Source organism: Deltaproteobacteria bacterium HGW-Deltaproteobacteria-6, assembly GCA_002840435.1.
In the GTDB taxonomy this organism is placed as follows: Bacteria; Desulfobacterota; Syntrophia; order Syntrophales; family Smithellaceae; genus UBA8904.
On the sequence record PHAT01000001.1, the window covers coordinates 799,120 to 818,794 of the forward strand.

General features: G+C 45.8%; 32 protein-coding genes and 2 pseudogenes. 20 read left to right on the forward strand and 14 right to left on the reverse strand.

Translation table 11 applies throughout. The features are described 5' to 3' along the window. Nucleotides 1-91: 91 nt before the first annotated feature. The 13 genes and pseudogenes from CVU71_03720 to CVU71_03780 all read right to left on the reverse strand — a co-directional run bounded on the left by CVU71_03720 (nucleotide 92) and on the right by CVU71_03780 (nucleotide 7,806). Nucleotides 92-1,807 carry a terminase gene (locus CVU71_03720; protein PKN20899.1) on the reverse strand — a complete coding sequence of 572 codons (1,716 nt, stop codon included), beginning with the start codon at nucleotides 1,805-1,807 and terminating at the stop codon, nucleotides 92-94. Next, nucleotides 1,808-2,014, reverse strand: coding sequence for a hypothetical protein (locus CVU71_03725; GenBank protein ID PKN20900.1), 207 nt, complete (start codon nucleotides 2,012-2,014; stop codon nucleotides 1,808-1,810). Nucleotides 2,015-2,027: 13 nt separating this feature from the next. Next, entirely contained in the window at nucleotides 2,028-2,390 is a 363-nt protein-coding gene (locus CVU71_03730) for a hypothetical protein (GenBank protein PKN20901.1), read from the reverse strand. Between the two features lie 209 nt (nucleotides 2,391-2,599). Beyond that, nucleotides 2,600-2,893 (reverse strand): HNH endonuclease, encoded by a 294-nt coding sequence (locus CVU71_03735; protein ID PKN20902.1) that lies wholly within the window; start codon nucleotides 2,891-2,893, stop codon nucleotides 2,600-2,602. Beyond that, on the reverse strand, nucleotides 2,890-3,213 hold the full coding sequence (locus CVU71_03740; protein ID PKN21055.1) for a hypothetical protein: 324 nt from the start codon (nucleotides 3,211-3,213) through the stop codon (nucleotides 2,890-2,892). Before CVU71_03740 ends, CVU71_03735 begins: the two co-directional genes overlap by 4 nt. Nucleotides 3,214-3,257: 44 nt before the next feature. After that, a complete protein-coding gene (locus tag CVU71_03745; protein ID PKN20903.1) occupies nucleotides 3,258-4,154 on the reverse strand; it encodes a hypothetical protein in 897 nt (298 codons plus the stop codon). Further along, complete coding sequence (locus CVU71_03750) at nucleotides 4,155-4,733, reverse strand: hypothetical protein (GenBank protein ID PKN20904.1); 579 nt, start codon at nucleotides 4,731-4,733, stop codon at nucleotides 4,155-4,157. Beyond that, entirely contained in the window at nucleotides 4,730-5,563 is an 834-nt protein-coding gene (locus CVU71_03755; GenBank protein ID PKN20905.1) for a hypothetical protein, read from the reverse strand. The genes CVU71_03750 and CVU71_03755 overlap by 4 nt, the downstream gene beginning before the upstream one ends. Continuing rightward, nucleotides 5,560-5,934 carry a hypothetical protein gene (locus tag CVU71_03760; GenBank protein PKN20906.1) on the reverse strand — a complete coding sequence of 125 codons (375 nt, stop codon included), beginning with the start codon at nucleotides 5,932-5,934 and terminating at the stop codon, nucleotides 5,560-5,562. The genes CVU71_03755 and CVU71_03760 overlap by 4 nt, the downstream gene beginning before the upstream one ends. Next, nucleotides 5,931-6,550 (reverse strand): annotated as a pseudogene (locus tag CVU71_03765) (hypothetical protein). Before CVU71_03765 ends, CVU71_03760 begins: the two are co-directional and overlap by 4 nt. Continuing rightward, nucleotides 6,547-6,759: a hypothetical protein gene (locus CVU71_03770; GenBank protein ID PKN20907.1), complete on the reverse strand. Its 213-nt coding sequence runs from the start codon at nucleotides 6,757-6,759 to the stop codon at nucleotides 6,547-6,549. Before CVU71_03770 ends, CVU71_03765 begins: the two are co-directional and overlap by 4 nt. Next, a complete protein-coding gene (locus CVU71_03775; protein ID PKN20908.1) occupies nucleotides 6,756-7,259 on the reverse strand; it encodes an SAM-dependent methyltransferase in 504 nt (167 codons plus the stop codon). The genes CVU71_03770 and CVU71_03775 overlap by 4 nt, the downstream gene beginning before the upstream one ends. A 286-nt stretch (nucleotides 7,260-7,545) precedes the next feature. Continuing rightward, a complete protein-coding gene (locus CVU71_03780) occupies nucleotides 7,546-7,806 on the reverse strand; it encodes a hypothetical protein (protein PKN20909.1) in 261 nt (86 codons plus the stop codon). A gap of 487 nt (nucleotides 7,807-8,293) precedes the next feature. On the opposite strand from CVU71_03780, the gene CVU71_03785 reads away from it, so the two are divergent. Then, nucleotides 8,294-8,527, forward strand: a complete 234-nt coding sequence (locus tag CVU71_03785; protein ID PKN20910.1) for a hypothetical protein — start codon at nucleotides 8,294-8,296, stop codon at nucleotides 8,525-8,527. Nucleotides 8,528-8,608: 81 nt separating this feature from the next. On the opposite strand, the gene CVU71_03790 is transcribed toward CVU71_03785, so the two are convergent. Further along, nucleotides 8,609-8,821, reverse strand: a complete 213-nt coding sequence (locus CVU71_03790; GenBank protein ID PKN20911.1) for a hypothetical protein — start codon at nucleotides 8,819-8,821, stop codon at nucleotides 8,609-8,611. Between the two features lie 55 nt (nucleotides 8,822-8,876). Here CVU71_03790 and CVU71_03795 point away from each other — a divergent pair, with 55 nt between their 5' ends. From CVU71_03795 to CVU71_03885, 19 genes and pseudogenes are all read left to right on the forward strand, one after another. Beyond that, nucleotides 8,877-9,461, forward strand: coding sequence for a hypothetical protein (locus tag CVU71_03795; protein PKN20912.1), 585 nt, complete (start codon nucleotides 8,877-8,879; stop codon nucleotides 9,459-9,461). Between the two features lie 129 nt (nucleotides 9,462-9,590). Further along, nucleotides 9,591-10,025: a hypothetical protein gene (locus CVU71_03800; protein PKN20913.1), complete on the forward strand. Its 435-nt coding sequence runs from the start codon at nucleotides 9,591-9,593 to the stop codon at nucleotides 10,023-10,025. A 348-nt stretch (nucleotides 10,026-10,373) separates the two neighbouring features. After that, the gene (locus CVU71_03805; GenBank protein ID PKN20914.1) at nucleotides 10,374-10,673 is read left to right on the forward strand and encodes a hypothetical protein; all 300 of its coding nucleotides are present in this window, start codon (nucleotides 10,374-10,376) and stop codon (nucleotides 10,671-10,673) included. Further along, nucleotides 10,670-10,930 carry a hypothetical protein gene (locus CVU71_03810; GenBank protein PKN20915.1) on the forward strand — a complete coding sequence of 87 codons (261 nt, stop codon included), beginning with the start codon at nucleotides 10,670-10,672 and terminating at the stop codon, nucleotides 10,928-10,930. The genes CVU71_03805 and CVU71_03810 overlap by 4 nt, the downstream gene beginning before the upstream one ends. After that, the gene (locus CVU71_03815) at nucleotides 10,927-11,205 is read left to right on the forward strand and encodes a hypothetical protein (GenBank protein PKN20916.1); all 279 of its coding nucleotides are present in this window, start codon (nucleotides 10,927-10,929) and stop codon (nucleotides 11,203-11,205) included. The genes CVU71_03810 and CVU71_03815 overlap by 4 nt, the downstream gene beginning before the upstream one ends. Next, entirely contained in the window at nucleotides 11,205-11,465 is a 261-nt protein-coding gene (locus tag CVU71_03820) for a hypothetical protein (protein ID PKN20917.1), read from the forward strand. The genes CVU71_03815 and CVU71_03820 overlap by 1 nt, the downstream gene beginning before the upstream one ends. Further along, the gene (locus CVU71_03825) at nucleotides 11,465-11,659 is read left to right on the forward strand and encodes a hypothetical protein (GenBank protein ID PKN20918.1); all 195 of its coding nucleotides are present in this window, start codon (nucleotides 11,465-11,467) and stop codon (nucleotides 11,657-11,659) included. Before CVU71_03820 ends, CVU71_03825 begins: the two co-directional genes overlap by 1 nt. A gap of 11 nt (nucleotides 11,660-11,670) precedes the next feature. After that, nucleotides 11,671-13,686 carry a hypothetical protein gene (locus tag CVU71_03830; protein ID PKN20919.1) on the forward strand — a complete coding sequence of 672 codons (2,016 nt, stop codon included), beginning with the start codon at nucleotides 11,671-11,673 and terminating at the stop codon, nucleotides 13,684-13,686. An 18-nt stretch (nucleotides 13,687-13,704) separates the two neighbouring features. Next, nucleotides 13,705-14,763: a recombinase gene (locus CVU71_03835; protein ID PKN20920.1), complete on the forward strand. Its 1,059-nt coding sequence runs from the start codon at nucleotides 13,705-13,707 to the stop codon at nucleotides 14,761-14,763. A 2-nt stretch (nucleotides 14,764-14,765) separates the two neighbouring features. Further along, nucleotides 14,766-15,473 carry an MBL fold metallo-hydrolase gene (locus CVU71_03840; GenBank protein PKN20921.1) on the forward strand — a complete coding sequence of 236 codons (708 nt, stop codon included), beginning with the start codon at nucleotides 14,766-14,768 and terminating at the stop codon, nucleotides 15,471-15,473. 295 nt (nucleotides 15,474-15,768) lie between these two features. After that, nucleotides 15,769-15,990 (forward strand): hypothetical protein, encoded by a 222-nt coding sequence (locus tag CVU71_03845; protein ID PKN20922.1) that lies wholly within the window; start codon nucleotides 15,769-15,771, stop codon nucleotides 15,988-15,990. After that, entirely contained in the window at nucleotides 15,987-16,214 is a 228-nt protein-coding gene (locus CVU71_03850) for a hypothetical protein (GenBank protein ID PKN20923.1), read from the forward strand. Before CVU71_03845 ends, CVU71_03850 begins: the two co-directional genes overlap by 4 nt. Before the next feature lie 277 nt (nucleotides 16,215-16,491). Then, complete coding sequence (locus CVU71_03855) at nucleotides 16,492-16,866, forward strand: replication terminator protein (GenBank protein PKN20924.1); 375 nt, start codon at nucleotides 16,492-16,494, stop codon at nucleotides 16,864-16,866. Then, nucleotides 16,863-17,564 (forward strand): hypothetical protein, encoded by a 702-nt coding sequence (locus CVU71_03860; GenBank protein ID PKN20925.1) that lies wholly within the window; start codon nucleotides 16,863-16,865, stop codon nucleotides 17,562-17,564. The genes CVU71_03855 and CVU71_03860 overlap by 4 nt, the downstream gene beginning before the upstream one ends. An 8-nt stretch (nucleotides 17,565-17,572) precedes the next feature. Next, nucleotides 17,573-17,983, forward strand: coding sequence for a hypothetical protein (locus CVU71_03865; GenBank protein ID PKN20926.1), 411 nt, complete (start codon nucleotides 17,573-17,575; stop codon nucleotides 17,981-17,983). Nucleotides 17,984-18,031: 48 nt separating this feature from the next. Then, nucleotides 18,032-18,346: a hypothetical protein gene (locus CVU71_03870; GenBank protein PKN20927.1), complete on the forward strand. Its 315-nt coding sequence runs from the start codon at nucleotides 18,032-18,034 to the stop codon at nucleotides 18,344-18,346. Continuing rightward, a pseudogene (locus CVU71_03875) lies at nucleotides 18,343-18,708 on the forward strand (hypothetical protein). The gene CVU71_03870 and the pseudogene CVU71_03875 overlap by 4 nt, the downstream one beginning before the upstream one ends. Before the next feature lie 176 nt (nucleotides 18,709-18,884). Continuing rightward, nucleotides 18,885-19,346 carry a hypothetical protein gene (locus tag CVU71_03880; protein PKN20928.1) on the forward strand — a complete coding sequence of 154 codons (462 nt, stop codon included), beginning with the start codon at nucleotides 18,885-18,887 and terminating at the stop codon, nucleotides 19,344-19,346. A gap of 21 nt (nucleotides 19,347-19,367) precedes the next feature. Next, nucleotides 19,368-19,583 (forward strand): hypothetical protein, encoded by a 216-nt coding sequence (locus tag CVU71_03885; protein PKN20929.1) that lies wholly within the window; start codon nucleotides 19,368-19,370, stop codon nucleotides 19,581-19,583. Nucleotides 19,584-19,675 lie beyond the last annotated feature (92 nt).

Genomic DNA, 19,675 nt, shown 5'->3' on the forward strand with positions numbered 1-19,675 from the left:
CCTTTTTTTTTCCAATACCGTATCGCTGTTTTATCACTGACTTTTAAATACTTTGATATTTCATTCCAGCCTTCAAGAATTTCGTCCATATTCACCCCACCGTCATACGTTGTTTAATTTCTTCCGCGGTCATGCCGTCATAAACGGACTTCTGCCGCTTTGCCTCCGGATTCATAGCCATCAGTGCCACGGCTGACAATCCGGCCATGAGTGGGTCTATCTTCCCGGTCCCGCTGGCTGACTTCGTGATCAGGATTGCATTTCCTTTCGGTTCCACTCTGGCGTTACCGACACACCAGGCCATCATCCGGCTGCCGTCCTGGATTATCTCTTTTGCCGCCACTTTGCGTTCTGTAGTCTTAATGGCGCTATTTAAACGCCATCCCTGAGATATGCCGACGATCCGCTCATGCTCAATTTTCCCCTCGCCCTTTTCGTCGCCGTTCTCCAGCTCGTCGACAATCGCACCGATCCCCGATGGGTCGACGCCGATCCGGTCAAGTAATCCGGATGCGTCACACTTTCTCACGATATCACCGAACTGCTTCACATCCTGGCCAATCTCATCGATAATGATCAAATCTCCGTCTTTAGCAAAGTCGTGATAACGAGGGGCTTCTGATTTCCGACGTTCAAGGGCGATTGCATGGCACCAGGCGCGGGACCACCAAAGCCATACACCGGTTTCGGCATCCCTGCCAATTACGGTCATACCCAAAAGGTCATCGAGGCCGCCGCCGTCGCCTCCTATTTCGATTACTTCGCAGCGTTCAAGAATGGTCTCAAGGGTAACTTTGCCCGCGGCCGCTTCCCAGAAGTCCGCACCTGCCCAGCGCTGGGCCTTCATTGACGTTGCAATCTGAATATTTAGGTGCTTAGCAAGAAAGCTCTGCTTGGACTGTGCGCCTTCAATTTCAGCCTTTTTGAATTCCCGCTTTAAGAACTCTTCATCAACGGACGCGCCCAGGTTTGGATTCGGGATATAAAAGTTTTTTGGAACAAGGTGCAATTTCTTTTCAATCATCTGCTTTGGAAACTCATAAATAATAGGCAGAAACGCCGGATCGTCAATCTTGCCATCCCGGACGCCGCGGGCATATTCCAGTTTATCAGCAAAGACACCTGCCGGCGCTTCATCCGATTGTGTTGTCAGCCAGATAACAAAACCCTCTGGACGTGCCGCGAGCCCGCCCGTTACCTCTGTGAAGATATTTGTCGCCGCCGGCCGTTTGCCGAAAAGCCAAAGTTCTTCAACAAGGATCCCGACGCCCTTCAACCCGCCAACCGTATCGCTTTCGGCGGCAACGATCTTGAGTGTGGCTCCTGCGTTCCGGTGGGTGATCTGCCGGTAGTGCTCTTGAGGATACATAAGATCAGTTAGGTCTTCATCTGAGCTGATCATGCCACAAGATGGTTTAAATGAATTCCCGGCAACTTCCACGGTCGGCGCAATAATAAAAAATTCTGCTGATTCTCTCCAATTCAGGATAAGGGCGGTCAGCATTATCCCCGCCGCCATTCCCGATTTGTCGTTCTTCTTCGCCACCATGACAAAGAATTCACGGATAAGGCGCCGGCCTGTTTCAGGATCACATGATCCGAAAATATGGGAAACAAGATCAAACTGCCACTGGCTACCAACCTGGCCATAAGTCGGACACCCGGGAACGTCCTTCAGCCGCAGTTCTTTAAAAACAGACAGACCGCGTTCTGCAGCATCGGGAAATAAAGGCGGGAAGGTAATTAGTGACTTCTTAGCCACTATTCGTTTTTCCCAGTCCTTACATGCGGTTGACCATTTCATCAGCTAATCCTCTATGGATCTCAAGTCTTCATAGGCCCGAAGCATAGCAACTGGATCACCACTCATAACTGCCTGGTCTGCGGCCCGCAGTGATGCTTCAATCATCACAACACCAAAGGCACCAGCTGGCCCGATGTTCTTATAAATTCCCAATACATCGCGGACTCTTTCCTGTTCTTTTGGTAATGCCTCACCTAACGTCTCAACCATAACAAACCTCCTTTCATTTCACCAATTTCAACGGCGGTGCGCCGGGTGAAAACTTTCCCGCGCCCGCCTGCCTTGCCTTATTTTCTTTTTCGCCTTTTTTACCCTTGCCCTCAGCTATCCGCGGATGAACAAATGGCGCCGCAGCCTGGGCCATACGATCACGGCGGGTTGTATCGGCATTCGTATCGCGCATCACCTTAAGCATATAATCAAGAGGGGTCATATTTTGAAGAGCAGCTTCGTCCTGAATATCCTGCGGGACCTCCGGCTTTTTTGTCTTTGGCTCGACTGCCGGCTTTCCCTTCCCCTTAGAAGCCCGAGGTTTATATTTTGTCCCTTTTTTCGGTCCTGATCCCGGTCTTGCTCCGCCTCTCATAAAATCACCTTTGAACTTTTGCGAATTGAACTTTTTATCTAAAATGTTCAAAAACTAGAATTAATTCTGCGCGTGGGGAACCATGCGGTTACGACGGCTTAAGAGCCGCAGAGATTTAACCCACCCCTACCCCTTACGGTTTCTTTTACGTGATTCCTCCGCGATCTTATTACGTTTTCTCCACTTCAATACTTTTTTACTTTTCTTATTCATCTTACCCTCCCATTCTCTTCCTCCGCGCTCTTTTCAGCGTGACACGGAATACAAAGCCATTGTAAATTCTCATCGTTATCAGCTCCGCCCATATGCAACGGTGTGATGTGATCAAGCTCGCCGTCTTTCAGACCTGTCACGCGCCTGCACTTCTGGCAGATGTATTCAGCCCTCAGCGCTATTCTCTCCCTGATCTGCTGTAGCTTCCATCCCCTGATGCGTTCAGTGGCTACAGGTGCAGCTCTGCGCGTATCCAGTGTGGTTATACTTGGCTTTAAACACTTCATCATGGCTCCACAATCCTCACTGGATAAAGCGCCTCAACCTGTTTCTTTTTCATGATATACATCGGCGTCTTTTTACCTTTTGAATCTTCGAATGTCTGCCGGCCGTCTTTCCAGAAGACGAGAAAATCCAGAACGTATTTCGTATTACCTGGAAGATAAAAAGGTACCTGACGTAAAAACCAGCATTCACCTGCGTTCTGCAGGGCCATTAATTCGAGATATCGGCGCCGCTCTTTCTTGGATCTGAATTTAATTCCATCAGCTTCACACATTACAGCGTGAAACTTATTTGGCTTTTGGGTTTTTACGTCGCATGCCGGCATGTTTTTATTTCTCAAAAACTCTGCATATTGTTCTTCTGTCCAACTCATGAGCTCACCGCCGGCATTGATTTAAACATCCCCGCCATTATGGAGCCCATTGCTTCCATCGGGTGTTTATCTTTTTTGAATTCCTGAGATTTTCTATCTTCTGCCGCTGCGTTGTAATTTTTATTTTCTTCTTCCAAGGCCTTCTCAAGATAAAACCTGATTATTTTCACGTTGGCATGATTTTTAATCAGAGAATTTAGAGAGTGAATAATTGCGTCTCTGTTTTTCCGGTTGGTGTTTTGTGTGATAAATTCCTCAATGATGTGATATTCGCCATATCCAGGATAAATTATTTTTAGCTTATCAAGGCAGTTTCTGATGTCAATAACATACTGGCTGGGTTTTTCTTCTTCCGGTTCTTTTGGTTGTTCTGTTTTTAAAGAGGCGTCTTTTTTTGAGTTATCCACAGTTTGATTTTCATGCTCGGGAGCTGGATTAGGAGAAGGATTAGGAGAAGGAGAAGGAGAAGGGGCATTGCTTAATTGACTATCAGGCATGCTAGTAGCATGCTGCTTGCATGCTTTTGGTATTCTAGTTGTTTGCCCCCACCTTGCGGCAGCAGCAACCTTAGCACGTTCTTTTCTTTCGGGAGCATGCACGGCGTATGGGTTGTTGTCTTCCCAATCATGAATAATATACGAACCTTCTGAGCCTTCAATAAATCCAATTTCAAGAAAGGTTGAAATAAGTTTGTCTGGGTTGCCTTTCCAGTTTACAGCGAGGCCAATATCCTCGTTTGTCATGCCGTTTAACGATCCGTCTGGGTGATTTTCTCCGGCATAAAGCCAGAGATCGATCAACGCTAAAACTCCCTCGGCTTTTAACCGGCTTTGAAGTTTTTTTCGCTTCACATGCCCAGCGAATGAGATTTGAATTCTTATATCTGTGTTCATTTACGCCGCCTGTAAATTCTCGATAATTTGAATTGCTATTGTGGTTTTCTCTACTTCCTGCATTAGTTCATGGCGCCGGTCTTTTAACAAAGTTAAGACGTCGGCTTTTGATTTCGGTTTTATTTGAGGAATATTCTCATGAATATTTTTCGACGGTTTTGCAGATTTTTTAGTCTTCCGGGATTTCCGGATAACTGCTTTGTTTTCTTCGTGTTTGATTTTGGTCTGATTTTTGTAGTTCGGATCTGTTAATCTCTTCTTTGCTTCGGCCAGGGCTTCGTTATATTCCGCCGATCCTCTTTCGAAAGGCTTAGAAGCTTGATAGCATCCACCACAAAGACCGTAACTTATGATTGTCATCGTACGCCCACAGTTACGACATTCTGTGTATTTAGCCATTGGTTTCACCTCCTCTTTTGTTTCACATGAAATAATTTTTGGAATATTTTTCGGCCTTATTAACGTCTCTTTTTCGACGACGCCATCCCTCATAAATCTCGTTCTGCAGGTGATACAGATATAATCAATTCCATCGAAAAATATATCAGATGATTTGCAGTTTGGGTTTGGACAGTTCATGCCGCCGCCTCTTGATTATTTTTTGAATGAATAATTGCCGGACGCGCCCATAGTTTTTGAAACTTTCCACCGATAAAATCCGGGTTCCTCCACCCATCATCACTTCGCCAAAGCATAGCCATCGGAGTAAACCCGGCGGATATTGTTTCCATCATGCGTTTTGCGGCCGATGTGATCGTATCGCCTTTATATCCGCAAAGGACATAAGCCCGGAGCGTGTGACTTGCCGTTGTGAATCCAGCATCTATTAACATTTTCCCGGCTTCTTGAAGTGGTACCAGGTCATCAGGAGTGTCGTATGCAAAAAATAATTGCTTTGGTTTTAATCCCCGCAAGGCAATACAGTGCGCGTATGTTAATTTTTTTGCTTCTAATCCGCCGGAAAAATCAGCATATTGATCTTGGTTGGAAAGCATTTTAAAAACTTCCCATATGTGCTTACTTGAACAGGCTAAAAGGTTATCATCTAAAATATTAAAACCATCTGTAACCGGCAATTCACGGATAATTCGACCTTCTCTTTTCCATGCTGAACAAAACCAACATTTATTCGGGCATCCGCGCGACGTGATGACGTAACCTTTTTTCAGGTACATTCCCGGCGTGAAATCACCGCCCGGTTCTCCAGTAGCGGGACCGCCGATCCGGACGGGAGCGACCGAACGCCATTGATTTGCGAGCCATTCAGCGCGTGGCAAATCCCAAGTAAAAGCAACGCTGATATGGATTTCATCAGCTTCATCAAAAAAACCAGGCGGAACATTAATCCTGACGTCTTTATCATCAGGAGTTGCTTTTGTTTTTCTCGGAAATACACGGATGATCTTCACGCCGCTAACCTCTCAGCTATTAATATTTCTTTTGAATCTTCCCGGAAATCATCAATATGGCACACGATAATCTTGTTTTTCTTTATCAAAATACTGTCTGCCCATTCCTGGGACCGGACGCCACTTGAAATGATTTTATTTTTAAATAGCTCAGGTGATCTATGAGCCGAATAGGTGCCACCTGTATGATGCTCAGCGCACAAATATAAACATGCGTCCGGATCGTACCGGATGGACAGATTCTTTTTACTGTACCAATGATGGGGATCACAGGAAGTTTCACAACACCCGGGATATTCACAGCGCCCTCCGGCACGAATTGAAACGACCTCGCGAAGAAGATCCAGAAGGTATTTATCAGAAACTTTCACGCTGCATTAACCTCGCTTAAATTGCCCCACTGTTCAGCCATTGCCCGGGCGATCCCTGGAAACGTCCGACTCCTGTTCTTGTTTGAATCTTTTCTTGAATCTTCGTACCACTGGGGAAGTTTTTTTCCGCCGGAGGTAATATGGAATTCACCCTTGTTTATATGTTCTCCGAACAGCGGGGCGTCCATTGTTGTAGGTTTTAACGTCGGAAGATTCTTTAACCAGAGGCACGTTGTTTTCTGGTAAGGTTCGCCAAAATCATAAGGCTGTATTATTTGATCGGGCGGTTTAATCCGTGAAGATATAATCCCCACCGGATTTTCAATGCAGATTTTCGGGATACGGGCAAACATGAGCTGGGCAACAAACCAAATGCCTTCATCCTGCTGCTTTGCTTTGCGATAAAAATGCTTTGCCCCGCTACATGCTAAATCTGTGCATGGTGGATGTCCTATCATCATGTCCCACCCCCCCCTAAGAATTCCAGCACGTCGCCTTGAATGTGTTGCCCGGGAATTTCAGTAGGAAGCAAATCGCAAGACCATGCGTCATGGCCCTTAGCCTTGAAAGCCTCTCTGACGATTCCCGAAAATTCACACGCGACCAATACTTTCATTTTATCCCCGTAACCTCTCGCCAGACTTCCATAATCAGCGCCTTTTCTTTTGGGTATTCGTCAATCAATGCTTTCAAGGCTTCTTTGTAATCGTAATTCCACGGGCCGGATTTCATTTCGGCTTGGATATCTTCACATTTGCGCCGGAAGAACTGGCTTCTCTGGGCGCGGTATTCCATTTCGTAGGCTTTTTTTGATTCGTTGGTCATGGTGTAACCTTCATGAAACAAATCCAATGCGTCTGACTCTTACGACCTGATATATGCCCGAATAGCGGCCGCACTGGCGTCAATTCCAAAACCTCGTTTACTTTCACCTGGGTTTCGTTCCATTTAAAAACCAAAACCCCATCGGTGGCCAAGACGCGGAAACATTCTGAAAACCCCTTACGAAGATCATCTTGCCAGTTTTCAGAAAGCTTTCCATATTTCGCCGCCATCCAACTTTTTGCACCAGCACGGACAAGGTGAGGCGGGTCAAAAGCTACCAGCTTAAAAAATCCGTCCGGAAATGGCAGCGCACGAAAGTCGATCACGGCATCAGGTTCAATCTTCAGGGTTCGCGTTCCGCTTTTATTTCCATGCGAGCGGTCTGTTACGGTCAGCGTTTCCGCTCGGCAGTCGCCAAACATTACGGCAGGATGTTGTCGATCAAACCACATCATCTTGGAACCACAGCACGGATCAAGAATCTTCTTTGATTCGCTCATCCCTTCTCCCGATTCACGATCTTCCCGCAGCCTGAGCACACGCCGATTTCTCCAAATCCAAAAGGCACGATCACGATTAAAGTTCCGCATACCGGGCATGGTTCTGTCATATTTTTATCCCCCAAAATTCCAGAATCCCGGCAACCAGAACGTAAACGGCTGCTGCCATCGTCAGGATGATTATTGATTTTTCGTATATCTTTTTCATGGAATTTCCCCTATAAAATCAATGTACTCAACTGTAGTACAAACGTCAGACTGACAAACTTTTAAAAATTTTTTATAATCACCTCAACAGATCACGAAGGGTTTTGTCCCCGGATTGTTGAAGCAGTAAGTAATTTTTGTAATCTTCGGTGTAGGAGTTTATGAGATATTCACAGCACAGATCAGAAAGAGAAACGCCCTTTATCCTGGCCATGTCGTGCAGATCGGTCTTGAATTTATCTGTGACGCGAAACGATAAAGGAAGATCGCCTTTTTTGTCGTCCGGCTCCACAATCCTTATCTGTTTCACAAAATCTATTTTTAATTGCTGTGATTGCATTTCCGGTACCTCCAAAAAAACTGTTGAAATTCTTGCTAAATCGTTTATAAAACAGGCAGGGTTTGCAAACTTTGGGGAAAGCTGGCACCTTTTACGGTATCAATGCGCCCCCTGCCCTATTTTTTTACCGAAAGGATGAAGCAATGTTCCTCGCATCGGCAAAATTTTTTGAACTGACTCAGAAGCCTGAAATAAGCGCTGATCAGTACGAGTATTACGAAGCTATGCGAATGTTGGCGGTCAACATCGAAGCCATCCATAGAGAGGTTGAGGAAATTAAGCAGCGGGTTTATCAGCTTCCTCAGAACTGATAAGCTCAACCATCTTTTCGTAGAGGGATTCGACGGCTCCCTGCTGCTCATCTGCTTTTCGGCATGAAGCCAGAGTTACAGCACGGTCAAGAATATGTAACTTTTGATCGATGGATAATTTTTCCATGTGCTCTTTCTCCTTTTATGCGGCTTTGTCCGCTTTGGTGGTTTAAGATATGGCAATAGTTCCTCATAAATTTAAAGACATGTCGGGATATCCCGACGAAAATCTGTTAACGGTAATTCTGGCCGATAATTCCAGCCTTGTAGACAAAGCAGCAAGCAAGGCCGAAATGGACAGACGTAACCGGCGGCGCGATTTTTGGTCAAAAGGTATTGTTGCCTGGATTGCTTTGGCCATTGCCTTAACGTCCCTCATTTGGCAGATAGTGAAAGAATTATGGAAATAATACTAAATGCTACCGCAAGGATTGACGCATGAAGCTGATACTTATCAAGAAAGTCATAAATTTTAATTTCTGTTTCTGCCTTCATGTGTTTATTGCTCCTTTGGTTGTCGGGAACAGAAGTTCCATAACGGTTACGGCCCCGCCGGTGGCCTCGGAAATGCGGAGGGCAAGAGGCGGGGATGGTGTGCGTCGTCCCCGAACAATGGCGTTCAGATAAATATGCCCCGTTTTTACTGTTTTACTGAACGCGACCTGTGAAATATTATTGTTTTTTAAATATTCATTTATCTGCATGGTTAAGATTATATAATACACTATGGATTATTGTCAACAGGAATTATAATACATTATGGCTGATAAAGTGATTTGGGCAAAAAAAGACGAGATTATCTGGGCAAATGTGCTTCGGATGCAGGCCGAAAAAAAGTGGAGCGATGCCGAATTAGCACGGAGGGCAAAAACTACGCCACAGGCAATAGTAAAATATAATAAACACCATAGGGGCATCGGCCCAGGAATGCAAAAACGGTTTGCCGAAGCATTTGGTTTCCCAGAGGAAGCATTATTAAAAGAAGCAACTATTACCACCGAAACAACCGACGCCCCTCGCGCACCCCTTGACATGAATTCGCTTATTAAAATAATTGAAGAGCAAAATAAGCGGATTGAAGAACAGGGGAAAAGAATTGATGAACAAAGCAATCTTATATTGACACAGAAAGATTTAATCCACGCGCAGGGAGAGAGAATATCTGACCAAGGAAAGAGAATTGATCTTGTTGCGGCAATGGCCAGTAAATCACAAAGCGATACAGACTTTCTGCGGGATCGCGTTGCATCAATCCAAGACGCTATTAATCAGAATCATGCGGAGTTAAAAAGTAAGATGAAAAAGGCATCTGAAACTGGCGATCTTAAAGCACTGGGAGAATAACACGATCCAGCAAACAGGGATTTTCTGCCGGTCTGGATCGTGTAGAGAAATACGGCATTGTTTTAGAGTTCAAAAAAAGAAACACCCTTCGAAAAGAATTAAATATTTAAAATTAAATAGGAGGATTCAATGAAAAAGATTTTAACAATTTTTGCCATCTTTTTATTCATTGCTGGCTGTGCCGCTCAATCAAGACAATTAACCCAGGAAGAAATGAACCCCGGCCCCGTCCCGACAAATTATGAACAGGCAATTAAAAATATTGTCAATCCGCATCTTGTTGACCCCTATAGTGCGGTTTATACATTTAACAAACCAAGCTCAGGGAGAAATACCATGAGTGGCGTGATATACGGCTGGCATGTCTGCGGAACCGTAAACGCAAAAAACAGAATGGGCGGTTATTCCGGCGCGAATCCTTTCTATGCGATGATAAAGAACGATACAGTTGTAAGGTTTATTTATAAAAGCATATTAATACCAGATACTTTTAGCATGGGTATCCTGTCGGGCGCCATAAGCGAAGGTGGTAATTCGATGGGAAAGTTTTGCTATCAACAGTAATTAAACTTCTTACATTACCCACAAACCCGCTTCCCGGCGGGTTTTTTATTTTCTAAAATCATCCATTTATAATTATTTTTAAAATAATCCACATTGTATTATGTTTTTTTCTTGACATAATACATCTTGTATTATATTCTATCCCCGAAACAAAGAACCACACCCGAAGCGGCGAAGATCAAATCCTGGCGGCTGCAGAACAAAAGCTGAGGCATTCGTTCCAGCCCCCAAAAAAGGAGGAGATCAATAAAGCCCGTTCCCATTTCGCAGCTGGCAGACTTGGGAAACATTAAGGTGGGGGATTGGCCACCCCGAAAAACAGAACATTGGGCGATACATTTCCAACGGATGCTTAAAGGCACAGATGGCATCGGTAACGATCTAAGCCTGTGCGTCGCCCAGATCGGAGAAATCATGCAGAAATACAGAAATCAGAAAGTAGTTGATGCACTGATGGGCAAAAGGGACGCCTTAGAAGAACAAGGTAAAGCGGATGTTGCAAGCGGAAAAGCAGATCGGTTTGTAATCGGCGAACTTCCATATAAGGGCATGACCGTAACGCTCAATGACCTGAGATACACTGTTTTTTCGATAACAGGCGGAACTGTTGTTCTGAAACTTCAAAACGGCAAAGGAATCCGTCCATGAAACCTTTAACAGCAATATGGATTTTCGTAGTGCTCGCCTGTGCCGTGGTCTTTTATCTTCACTGGCAGGAGCGGCAGGAGTTCAAGCGGGAACTGGCAAAGGTAGCTTACAAGCCAATATCCAAAAAAGATGTTGCTTTCATCGCGTCAGAACTTCGCAGAAAGAAATGTGACGACGCAATAGTGACGCGCACCGACTACGGATATCTGGCGCGGGAAATCAAATCCGGGAAGAACTTTAAGGTGGTGATGGAATGACAGGCCAATCATCCTTCAATTTTGATCTTGATCCCCTACCGCGCCCAGGTTCTTTCTTCCGGTGGGGCTCTCAAAATTATCAGGTCTATGAACGGCTACTCGCTGGCGGAATCACATCGGCGGAAATGCACAAACTAAATTTTCTATCTCATACAAAACGTATTTCCGACGTCCGCGAAAAGCTGAATCCACTTGGCTATGATGTTGTTTGCGAAGTGTTCAGCGGAAAAGTGAACGTCTGGAAGATCAAGAAAATGGAAAGAGAGGCAGCATAATGGAAATCGCAAAAGTAAAACGTGGAAACGCATTGTCTTTATTATTTCAGGAAATTTTTCAAAAGAGAATGGCGAAACTTGCCGAGGCAAAAACTCGCTTTATGACAATGGGCTTTCTTGGACAGCACACAAGCACTGATCGCCAGCGCAAAAACGCAATCATGAAAGAAAAGGGATTCACCGGAAAGCAGTATCGTCGGTACGTCAAAAAACTGAGAATGGAAGCAAAAGCAACGGCAAAGATCAGCGAGGCCGCATAATGCCGGATACATTTCAGGAAAGCACATTCAAGGGATCGCCAGTTTGTAAGATTTACATAAACGAATTCAAGGGAGAACCGCAGTTTCTAACCATGGGACTGAAGAAAGCCCAGGCAGTCCTTGAAAACATCGATGCACTCAGAAAATGGGTGGATCGGCAGGAATTTCCGCACGGGCACAATGATCAGAAATAATTTTTAACTACATGGAGGCCGGAATAATGAACACAATACCATTGAAGACGCTCGTTCTTCATAATTTCCAGGGAGGAACATTTTCACTGGACGCCAAAAACGGCGAAGACCTGAACATATATGGAGCCAACGGATCTGGGAAAACGCGGCTTATGTCCGCTATGCTGTGGCTCTTAACCGGCAAGGATTCGCTCGGGCGCAGCGACTTTGAAATTAAAAATCTTGACGCATCCGGAAACCAAGAACACGGCATAGATCATTCCGTGGAAGCGGTCTTCGACTTGGGAGGAAACGACCTCGCATTAAAGAAGGTGTACCACGAAGTTTGGACGAAGAAGCGCGGAAACGCCAAAGCGGAAATGACCGGCAACACGACGGACCACTTTATTGATGGCGTACCCGTAAAAGAAAATGAGTTTAAGTCCAGAGTGGCCGAGATTTTCGGGGATGAGACACGCTTTCGCCTTCTTACAAATTCCGCAGCGTTTGCGGCTATGCCCTGGCAGAAACAGCGGGCTCTCCTTTTGGAAGTCTGCGGGGACATTCCCGATGCAGACATTCTGTCATCTGATGAGTCTCTTTCGCCGCTGCGTTCAGCGCTGGCTAAATATTCGTCCAAAACTCCTCTTGACGACCTGAAAAAAGTAACGATGGGCCGGAAATTGAAAATTAATGAGCAGATTGGTCAAATCCCGGTCCGGATCGATGAGGCGCGGAGAGGCCTTCCGGATGTAACCGGTCTGGACAAGAACGCCCTGGCCGCAGAAATCGCAACTCTTGAAGGTCAACTTAATGATGCCAAACTACGCCTTGCCGGGGTTGATGTTGGTGGAAAGATCGCCCCGCTATCGAAGGATCTGAGCGCCGTTGCCGCTGAAATATCCGGAATTGAAAACGCCCACTATCTGAAGCAATCGGAGATCGTGACAAAGCTGAATCAGCAGATACGGGAACTTGTTGATGCTGACGAGGCCGCCGAACGTAAGGCGAAGTCAATCAAATCCGAGATCAAAGAAAAAAAGGAGCGAATTACTTCTCTCGAAAAGTCCATGGATCTTCTCCGCGAGAAATGGGCTGGAATCGATGCCGAAGAATTCCAGGACACCACGGAATCTATTTGTGCTGCCTGCGGGCAGAGCCTTCCCGCTGAAAAGGTAGAAGCTGCCAGAGAAAAAGCCAAGGCCGGGTACAATTCCTTAAAGAGTGATCGGCTTGCTGATATCCAGACCAGAGGAAAGCAATTAAAAGCTGAGCATGATCGCCTCTCGAAAGAAGTAAGCGAGCTCGAAGACAAGATATCATCCCCGATAAACGCCGAAGCAAATTGCCGGGAGATTGAGCGCCTCACCGCAGAGCGTGACGTGGCCAAGGCCGCCTCCTCCGATTATTCCGGTATCATCGGCCGGCAGGATTTGCTTGACCGGAAAGCCGCCATTGAAAAGGCAATCTCCGACGCCAAAGGGACAGTAGCCCAGGATAGAGACGCCATTACCAAAGAGATTGTGCCCATTGAAGCGAAATTGGCAGAGGTCAAAGAGAAGTATGGCCGGTTCGAGAAGCGGAGCTCCAGCGATTCCCGCATCAAGGAACTGAAAGCCGAAGAGAAGAAGCTGGCACAGGAATTCGAGGAACTGGAAAAGATTCTCTACCTCATTGAAACATTCATCAAAAGCAAGGTTTCTCTTCTCACGGACAGGATCAACAGTAAATTCGCCGTGGTCAGCTTCAAACTCTTCAACCAGCTTGTGAATGGCGGAATTGAGGAGTGTTGCGTCTTCACGGTCAAAGGCGTCCCGTATGACGGAGGCCTTAACGCAGCCGCCCGCACACAGGGAGGGCTTGATATAATCCGCACTCTCCAGAAGCATTACGGAATCGCGCCAGCAGTATTCATCGATAACAGGGAGTCGGTTTCGGATATCCCCGAAATGGACTGCCAGATCGTCAATCTGATTGTTTCGCCGCAGGATAAGACTCTGCGAGTGGAAATGGTGAATAATAAAACAGCCAATAAAAAAGCGGCATAAAAATCAAAGGAGGAAAATATGGCAGCAACAAATGCAGCAGCAGCAAAACAGACACCGGCGGCACCGGCGCCCGCACCCGTTAAACAGGAATCGCATCTCGCTCTCATGAAAAGAACCGTCGTGGATGTGGTTGCCCAAAAAGTCGGCGCACTGGTCAAGAGCAAAGAAATAGACCTGCCCAGCTCATATTCGTTCAGCAATGCGCTCAAATCAGCATGGCTCATTCTTCAAGAGACGAAAGATAAAGACGATCACAAAGCTCTCGAAGTTTGCACCCAGGACAGCATAGCCAACGCACTTTTTGATATGATCGTTCAAGGTTTAAATCCGATCAAAGATCAAGTCTATTTCATTGTGTATGGCAAGACATTGACCGCGCAACGCTCCTATTTCGGCTCCATGGCCGTAGCAAAGATGGTCCAGCCGCTTGTCGATGACTTTGCCTATGCCGCCGTTTATGAAAGTGATGCTTTCAAATATGGGATTGCCAACGGCAAGAAAAGCGTCCTCGTCCACGAACAAGAACTTAGTAACGTGGATAAAAAGAATATCATCGGAGCCTATGCCATTGCTTTAGACAAAGCAGGTGAACCTTTGCGCTCTGAAATTATGACCATTGAAGAGATCAAACAGGCGTGGAAGCAATCGAAGATGCACCCTGTAACCGATAAAGGGGACATCAAAGCGGACTCCACGCACGGAAAATTCACCGCGGACATGGCAATGAAGACCGTAATCAATAAACTGTGTAAAGCAATCATCAACGCATCTTCCGACAAGGCTATCCTGCTGGAACGGATAAACCGTGCGGAAGACCTTTCCGACCGTGTAGCGGTTGAAGTGGAAATAGAAGGTCAGGCGAATACTGGCGATGTGATTGATCTTCCCATAGCGCAGACAGGAAAGCAGACCGAGGGAACAGGGCAGGATAGCTCCGACGAGGAGATGTCCGGTGAATGCCCCAACTCTGCAGGAAATTTCTACCAAAAGAGTTATTGCGATACGAAGTGCGATAAGCGGCAAGGCTGCCCGGCATGGCCCATCGATAAAAAAGAGACAAAAGGGCCGGGATTCTGATCATGAACTTTCGATCTTTTGGATCATCATCAAAAGGGAATTGCTATCTCGTTGAATCGGACGGGATAGCACCCCTTTTGGTGGAATGCGGCATATCAATAAAGGTGATCCGCGAAAAATTGAATTTTTCTCTTTCCGGACTTGCGGGGTGCCTCATCTCCCATGCTCACGGCGACCACTCGAAAGCTGCAAAGGATCTGCTAAAGGCCGGGGTAGATATCTGGACCTCAGAGGAAACAGCAGAAGCCCTGGAATTAAGAAGCCATCACAGAATGAACATGCTGCTTGCAGGCTCACAGGAATGCGTAGGTGATTGGGTGGTAATTCCTTTCGATTTACATCACGACGTACCGACTCACGGGTTTCTTATAGGGGCCCCGAACTTTGAAAAACTGCTTTTTATCCCCGATACATCTTATATCAGAAATCGCTTTGAAGGTGTGAACATCATAGCGATTGAATGCAATTATGTAGCCGATAAATTGAGTCATAATATCCAGAGCGGAGCGCTCCCGCAATCAGTTGGCCGGCGCGTGAGGCGTAATCACATGAGTTTGGACACGGTTATCGGAATGCTGAAAGCAAACGATCTATCTCGGTGCAGAGAAATTCATCTGCTTCATCTCAGCGACGGAAATAGCGACGAACAGGCAATGCGGAAACGAGTTCAAGAAGAAACGGGGATTGCGACGTATGTTGCATCTTCGTAATAATGGACGTGCGGGAAACCGTGAGGTTGTAAGCAGGCGTGAATATCAGCGATTAATATTGTTGAAGCCAACACTGTCACGTCCACCAGAATAAACACATAGGGAGATTTAAGCGTGATCACAGAAGTCAAGAAGCACGTTGTCAGGTCATACCAGAGCCGAACACCTTGGGATAAATCGGCTCACGGTCAGCTTTATGGGGCGTCCCAAGGGCAAATTTCCCGCTAACTGAGAGAGGGCGGGGAGCGCAGGAAGTAGGAGGCTGCACCCCGCCCGCATTTTAAAGGATTTGATAATGGCAATAGGCGACGGAAGAAAAGTACAGGGAATCACAAAGCAGGCGATTGAGCGGATCTGCGCATTGGCGGATTTCGTTGAGAAGAACAAATTTCACGCCGAAATTACCATGACGGTAAATGAGGCGTGGGAAATTGACCGTTGCAAAGAGAATTGGGCAGGATTCAAAGAAGTCGGCGGAGCTCTGGTTTATAAATGCGTAACGGTGGTGATGGGATGAAAATAGGCGACGAGATAACCTGGACTCATTGTCAGCGTAGAAGTTCTCACACTTTTACCTTTACGACAAGAAAGGCAAAGATCATCCACATGACAGATCGCAATATTGTCGTGAAGTATCGCGGTAAATTAATCAATTTGAGGCCGGATCGGGTGCGGAAAGTCGGGGAAAAAACTGAATTGACGGAAATGGTAATGGACGGCCTGGGAGTTAATAAGGCATGACCCGCCCTTTTTGCTCATGCCCGGAATGCAGACGGGACCATTGCTCAGAACTATGCCGTCAAGAATGGTACATGGAAAAGCGGCGCCGGGAAAACCGCCAGAAAAGAGCCGACAAGGTTTTATTCGCTGATATTGAAATGTGCGATAGGCCGGAGTGCAGACGGTTGTTCATAAAGAAAACATGGAATCAAAAGAACTGTTCCCCGCACTGTTCGATGGAAGCGTTTAGGGATCGGTATAGAAAAGCAGCATAAACTTTAAATGAAAGGAGAAGGAATTGGAAAAAGAAACCAACGTAACACTGGAATCATTGAATCAGGGGGCGGCGCTTGAGCGGTTTAATCTCGCCCTGCAGGACGTTCTTGACAACATTCAGGACCCGAACACAGACCCGAAAACTACCCGGACGGTAACATTGAAGGTCACATTTAAGCCGGACAGTGACCGGGGTATTGCAAACCTGAAATGTGATGTTGTCCCGAAACTCGCGCCCATTGCACCGTTTGATGTCCGTGTGTTCCTGGGGCGCGACAAAGACGGCAAAGGCTATGCTTCGGAATATCACTCAAATCAGGCAGTAATTCCGGGGACAGAAGCGGCAACGGTGGACAATGTTTACAAACTCGACAAAAAGGAGGCCATTACGCAATGATCGAAAAAGCAATCAACAAGATATTATCGCTGGGCGGATATAAAGAAGTGACGATTAACGGCCGGACGTATTCAAGTGGGCCTTCGGGAATCATTGCTTTGGAGCCGCCTAAAGCAGAAACACTAAAAATCAACACGTTGACAGGTATCTTTGATTACGTCCCGGATGTCAAAAAACAGATGATTCAGGTTGCCAGCAACAAATCTGTTTATGTTCTGGACGCTGATTTTTCCGATGCATGGCTGAACCGCTCCGTCTATTTGGAAGCTGTTCATGAATCGCCTGTTTTTAAATTCGGTGATTTCATGGACGTTGAAATCTTCATCATTGCGATGCAGGCTCTTTTTGTTCAGGACGAAACAACAGCATTGATTTTGAAACTCATCGGTAACGTCAAAGACGAGGGCGTGTCAAATTACAATGACGACGGCATCACTCAGCAGGTCACGGCAAAAACGGGAATTTCTCTTGTCGCTAAGGTCCCCGTGCCGAATCCGGTTACGCTTCGCCCGTACCGCACGTTTATGGAAGTTGAACAACCGGCAAGCACCTTTATATTCCGCATTAAGGGCGGTCAAGGTGAAGCTCCACGGTGCGCCCTGTTTGAAGCAGACGGCAGAATGTGGCGCCTGGAAGCCATAAAAAATATCAAGGCATGGCTGGCCGATAAGATCCCCAGCATTAAGATTATCGCGTAAAGGTTCGCATGATACCGATTCACAGCGGAAAAGTCGAACGGGGGAAACTGATGCTTTTCAATCATCAGAAGTACCTCGTTCAGATTTCAAAACTTGAAGGCAAAGAGATTGAACTGACGATCAGAAAGAAGAAAAGCCAGCGGTCGATAAATCAGAATGCGGCATACTGGGGACTTGTTATCGATATACTGTCCGAGCATCTTGGATATGAGAGAGAAGAGGTCCATGATGCGCTCCGGGCGAAGTTCCTCAGTCATATTGACGAAAAGACCGGGTTGACCGTGATCCGCAGCACAACATCATTAAGCACGGTAGAATTTATGGACTATTACTCGAAAATTCAGCGTTGGGCGTCGGAGTTTTTAAACTGCTACATTCCGAGCCCAAACGAGTGTGATTATAGCGAGGTAAATGGATGAGGGTATCAACAAAAGCAGAACCGTTAAGGTGCGAGTGGAGGTAAAATTATGAAAAAAGAAGTTTTGGATGCAATACAAAGTGAGCGTGATTACCAAGACAGAAAATGGCCGATGCACCACCATTCAACTGCTGAATGGATTTTGATTATGGACAAGTGCCTAAACGATGCAAAAAGAGCGTGGGTTTGTGGTCATGGAGACACACAGGCTTTGCATGAAATAAGGCAGGTTGTCGCTGTTGGAATTGCCGCCATGGAACAATGCGGAGCGCTGTTAAGAGGAATGCCCATAATCAATAATGAACGATGTATAAAATGTCATTACCCTCTCGATCGTTGCCAGTGTTCAAGTGTGACGGGATGAGAAATATCAGTTTTGCACTGACGACACAGCAGGTTAAAGACGGCACGAAAGACGTAACCCGCCGCCTCGGATGGGTTGGATTAATGACCGGCGATTTACTGCGCCCTGTTAAAAAGTGCATGGGGCTTAAAAAAGGTGAAACGATAGAAATTTTGCGCGATCCGATCAGGGTAATATCTGTAATTCGTGAACCATTACGAGCAATGACCGATGACGTGACCTATGGGTTTAAGGAATGCGAACGTGAAGGATTTGGCGATCATCCAGTTTATCAATGGCCGTCTGCTTTTGTCGAGTTTTTCTGTTCGACTCACAAAAAATGCACACCAGATACCATCGTTACGCGCATTGAATTTGAATATACATCAGCGGATAAATATCTTGTTGATTGCTGCAATGAAATATGTGGCTGGACTGGATTTTCTACCGACTGCGTGACGTTTAAACATGGCTATAAATTACTTTGCCCGGAATGCCATGAGGTAGTTGAACCAGTGACGGTCTGAATTTAACCGGCTGCAATCGTAAAGGAGGGGTGATGACATCAGAAGAACGAAGATTGAAACGAGATTTTGACCATAATTGGCATGTAGCCATAAATCAATTTAATCTTAACAGCGATAAATTCAGACATTGGATGTATGAGGCAAAGACCTTGTCACAGGAAGTTTCTCGCTTAAAATCACTATTTACAATGGAGCGTGAAGGGAAGCTCAAAAAAATTCATAAGCAATGCTCCATGTCTCAATCCGAAGAAATTCCCGAAAACTATTTAAAGTGTTGCCTGGGAATTAAATGCCAAGAATGCCCTGAGCTTATTGCTTTAAATAAAATGGAAAAAGTCACGCCTGAACAGATTGACGAGGCAAAAGCATGGACATGCGCAGTGCATATCGTAAGCAAAGGCGGTGACATTGCAGGAGAAGGTTATTTACTGACTGTTGATGACAGAATGTTTTGGGATAATGTTTATAAATCTCTAAGCCAGACAGACGCATAACGAACTTCCGTGGAGAAAAGCATGAAAGCAACCCTTAGCGAGTATGGTGCAGGATTTTCAATAAATCTTAAAGCTGAAAACATGGAAGAAGCCGCTATGATTACTCGTTTCGGCTTAAATTCAGCAAAAAATTGTTATTACAAGGCGGCTTTTGTCGGCCGCAAAGAAGATGAAGAAAAATTCTCAATGACGGTCGCCATATCGAAGAAAAAAAGAATATCAACGGAGATTAAGTAAATGATGGTTACTCAGGACGCGGGGAAATAATGTGCCGTGCAAATGTCAACAATGCGGAAGTTTATTTAAAGTAGACTTGTTAATTCCTAATG

Bases quoted from the DNA above. Each gene is read 5' to 3' on its own strand.
- CVU71_03725 (PKN20900.1), bottom strand. From the start codon at position 2,014: ATGGTTGAGACGTTAGGTGAGGCATTACCAAAAGAACAGGAAAGAGTC.
- CVU71_03730 (PKN20901.1), bottom strand. From the start codon at position 2,390: ATGAGAGGCGGAGCAAGACCGGGATCAGGACCGAAAAAAGGGACAAAA.
- CVU71_03735 (PKN20902.1), bottom strand. From the start codon at position 2,893: ATGATGAAGTGTTTAAAGCCAAGTATAACCACACTGGATACGCGCAGA.
- CVU71_03740 (PKN21055.1), bottom strand. From the start codon at position 3,213: ATGCCGGCATGCGACGTAAAAACCCAAAAGCCAAATAAGTTTCACGCT.
- CVU71_03745 (PKN20903.1), bottom strand. From the start codon at position 4,154: ATGAACACAGATATAAGAATTCAAATCTCATTCGCTGGGCATGTGAAG.
- CVU71_03750 (PKN20904.1), bottom strand. From the start codon at position 4,733: ATGAACTGTCCAAACCCAAACTGCAAATCATCTGATATATTTTTCGAT.
- CVU71_03770 (PKN20907.1), bottom strand. From the start codon at position 6,759: ATGACCAACGAATCAAAAAAAGCCTACGAAATGGAATACCGCGCCCAG.
- CVU71_03775 (PKN20908.1), bottom strand. From the start codon at position 7,259: ATGAGCGAATCAAAGAAGATTCTTGATCCGTGCTGTGGTTCCAAGATG.
- CVU71_03780 (PKN20909.1), bottom strand. From the start codon at position 7,806: ATGCAATCACAGCAATTAAAAATAGATTTTGTGAAACAGATAAGGATT.
- CVU71_03785 (PKN20910.1), top strand. From the start codon at position 8,294: ATGGCAATAGTTCCTCATAAATTTAAAGACATGTCGGGATATCCCGAC.
- CVU71_03790 (PKN20911.1), bottom strand. From the start codon at position 8,821: ATGCAGATAAATGAATATTTAAAAAACAATAATATTTCACAGGTCGCG.
- CVU71_03795 (PKN20912.1), top strand. From the start codon at position 8,877: ATGGCTGATAAAGTGATTTGGGCAAAAAAAGACGAGATTATCTGGGCA.
- CVU71_03800 (PKN20913.1), top strand. From the start codon at position 9,591: ATGAAAAAGATTTTAACAATTTTTGCCATCTTTTTATTCATTGCTGGC.
- CVU71_03805 (PKN20914.1), top strand. From the start codon at position 10,374: ATGCTTAAAGGCACAGATGGCATCGGTAACGATCTAAGCCTGTGCGTC.
- CVU71_03810 (PKN20915.1), top strand. From the start codon at position 10,670: ATGAAACCTTTAACAGCAATATGGATTTTCGTAGTGCTCGCCTGTGCC.
- CVU71_03815 (PKN20916.1), top strand. From the start codon at position 10,927: ATGACAGGCCAATCATCCTTCAATTTTGATCTTGATCCCCTACCGCGC.
- CVU71_03820 (PKN20917.1), top strand. From the start codon at position 11,205: ATGGAAATCGCAAAAGTAAAACGTGGAAACGCATTGTCTTTATTATTT.
- CVU71_03825 (PKN20918.1), top strand. From the start codon at position 11,465: ATGCCGGATACATTTCAGGAAAGCACATTCAAGGGATCGCCAGTTTGT.
- CVU71_03830 (PKN20919.1), top strand. From the start codon at position 11,671: ATGGAGGCCGGAATAATGAACACAATACCATTGAAGACGCTCGTTCTT.
- CVU71_03835 (PKN20920.1), top strand. From the start codon at position 13,705: ATGGCAGCAACAAATGCAGCAGCAGCAAAACAGACACCGGCGGCACCG.
- CVU71_03840 (PKN20921.1), top strand. From the start codon at position 14,766: ATGAACTTTCGATCTTTTGGATCATCATCAAAAGGGAATTGCTATCTC.
- CVU71_03845 (PKN20922.1), top strand. From the start codon at position 15,769: ATGGCAATAGGCGACGGAAGAAAAGTACAGGGAATCACAAAGCAGGCG.
- CVU71_03850 (PKN20923.1), top strand. From the start codon at position 15,987: ATGAAAATAGGCGACGAGATAACCTGGACTCATTGTCAGCGTAGAAGT.
- CVU71_03860 (PKN20925.1), top strand. From the start codon at position 16,863: ATGATCGAAAAAGCAATCAACAAGATATTATCGCTGGGCGGATATAAA.
- CVU71_03865 (PKN20926.1), top strand. From the start codon at position 17,573: ATGATACCGATTCACAGCGGAAAAGTCGAACGGGGGAAACTGATGCTT.
- CVU71_03870 (PKN20927.1), top strand. From the start codon at position 18,032: ATGAAAAAAGAAGTTTTGGATGCAATACAAAGTGAGCGTGATTACCAA.
- CVU71_03880 (PKN20928.1), top strand. From the start codon at position 18,885: ATGACATCAGAAGAACGAAGATTGAAACGAGATTTTGACCATAATTGG.
- CVU71_03885 (PKN20929.1), top strand. From the start codon at position 19,368: ATGAAAGCAACCCTTAGCGAGTATGGTGCAGGATTTTCAATAAATCTT.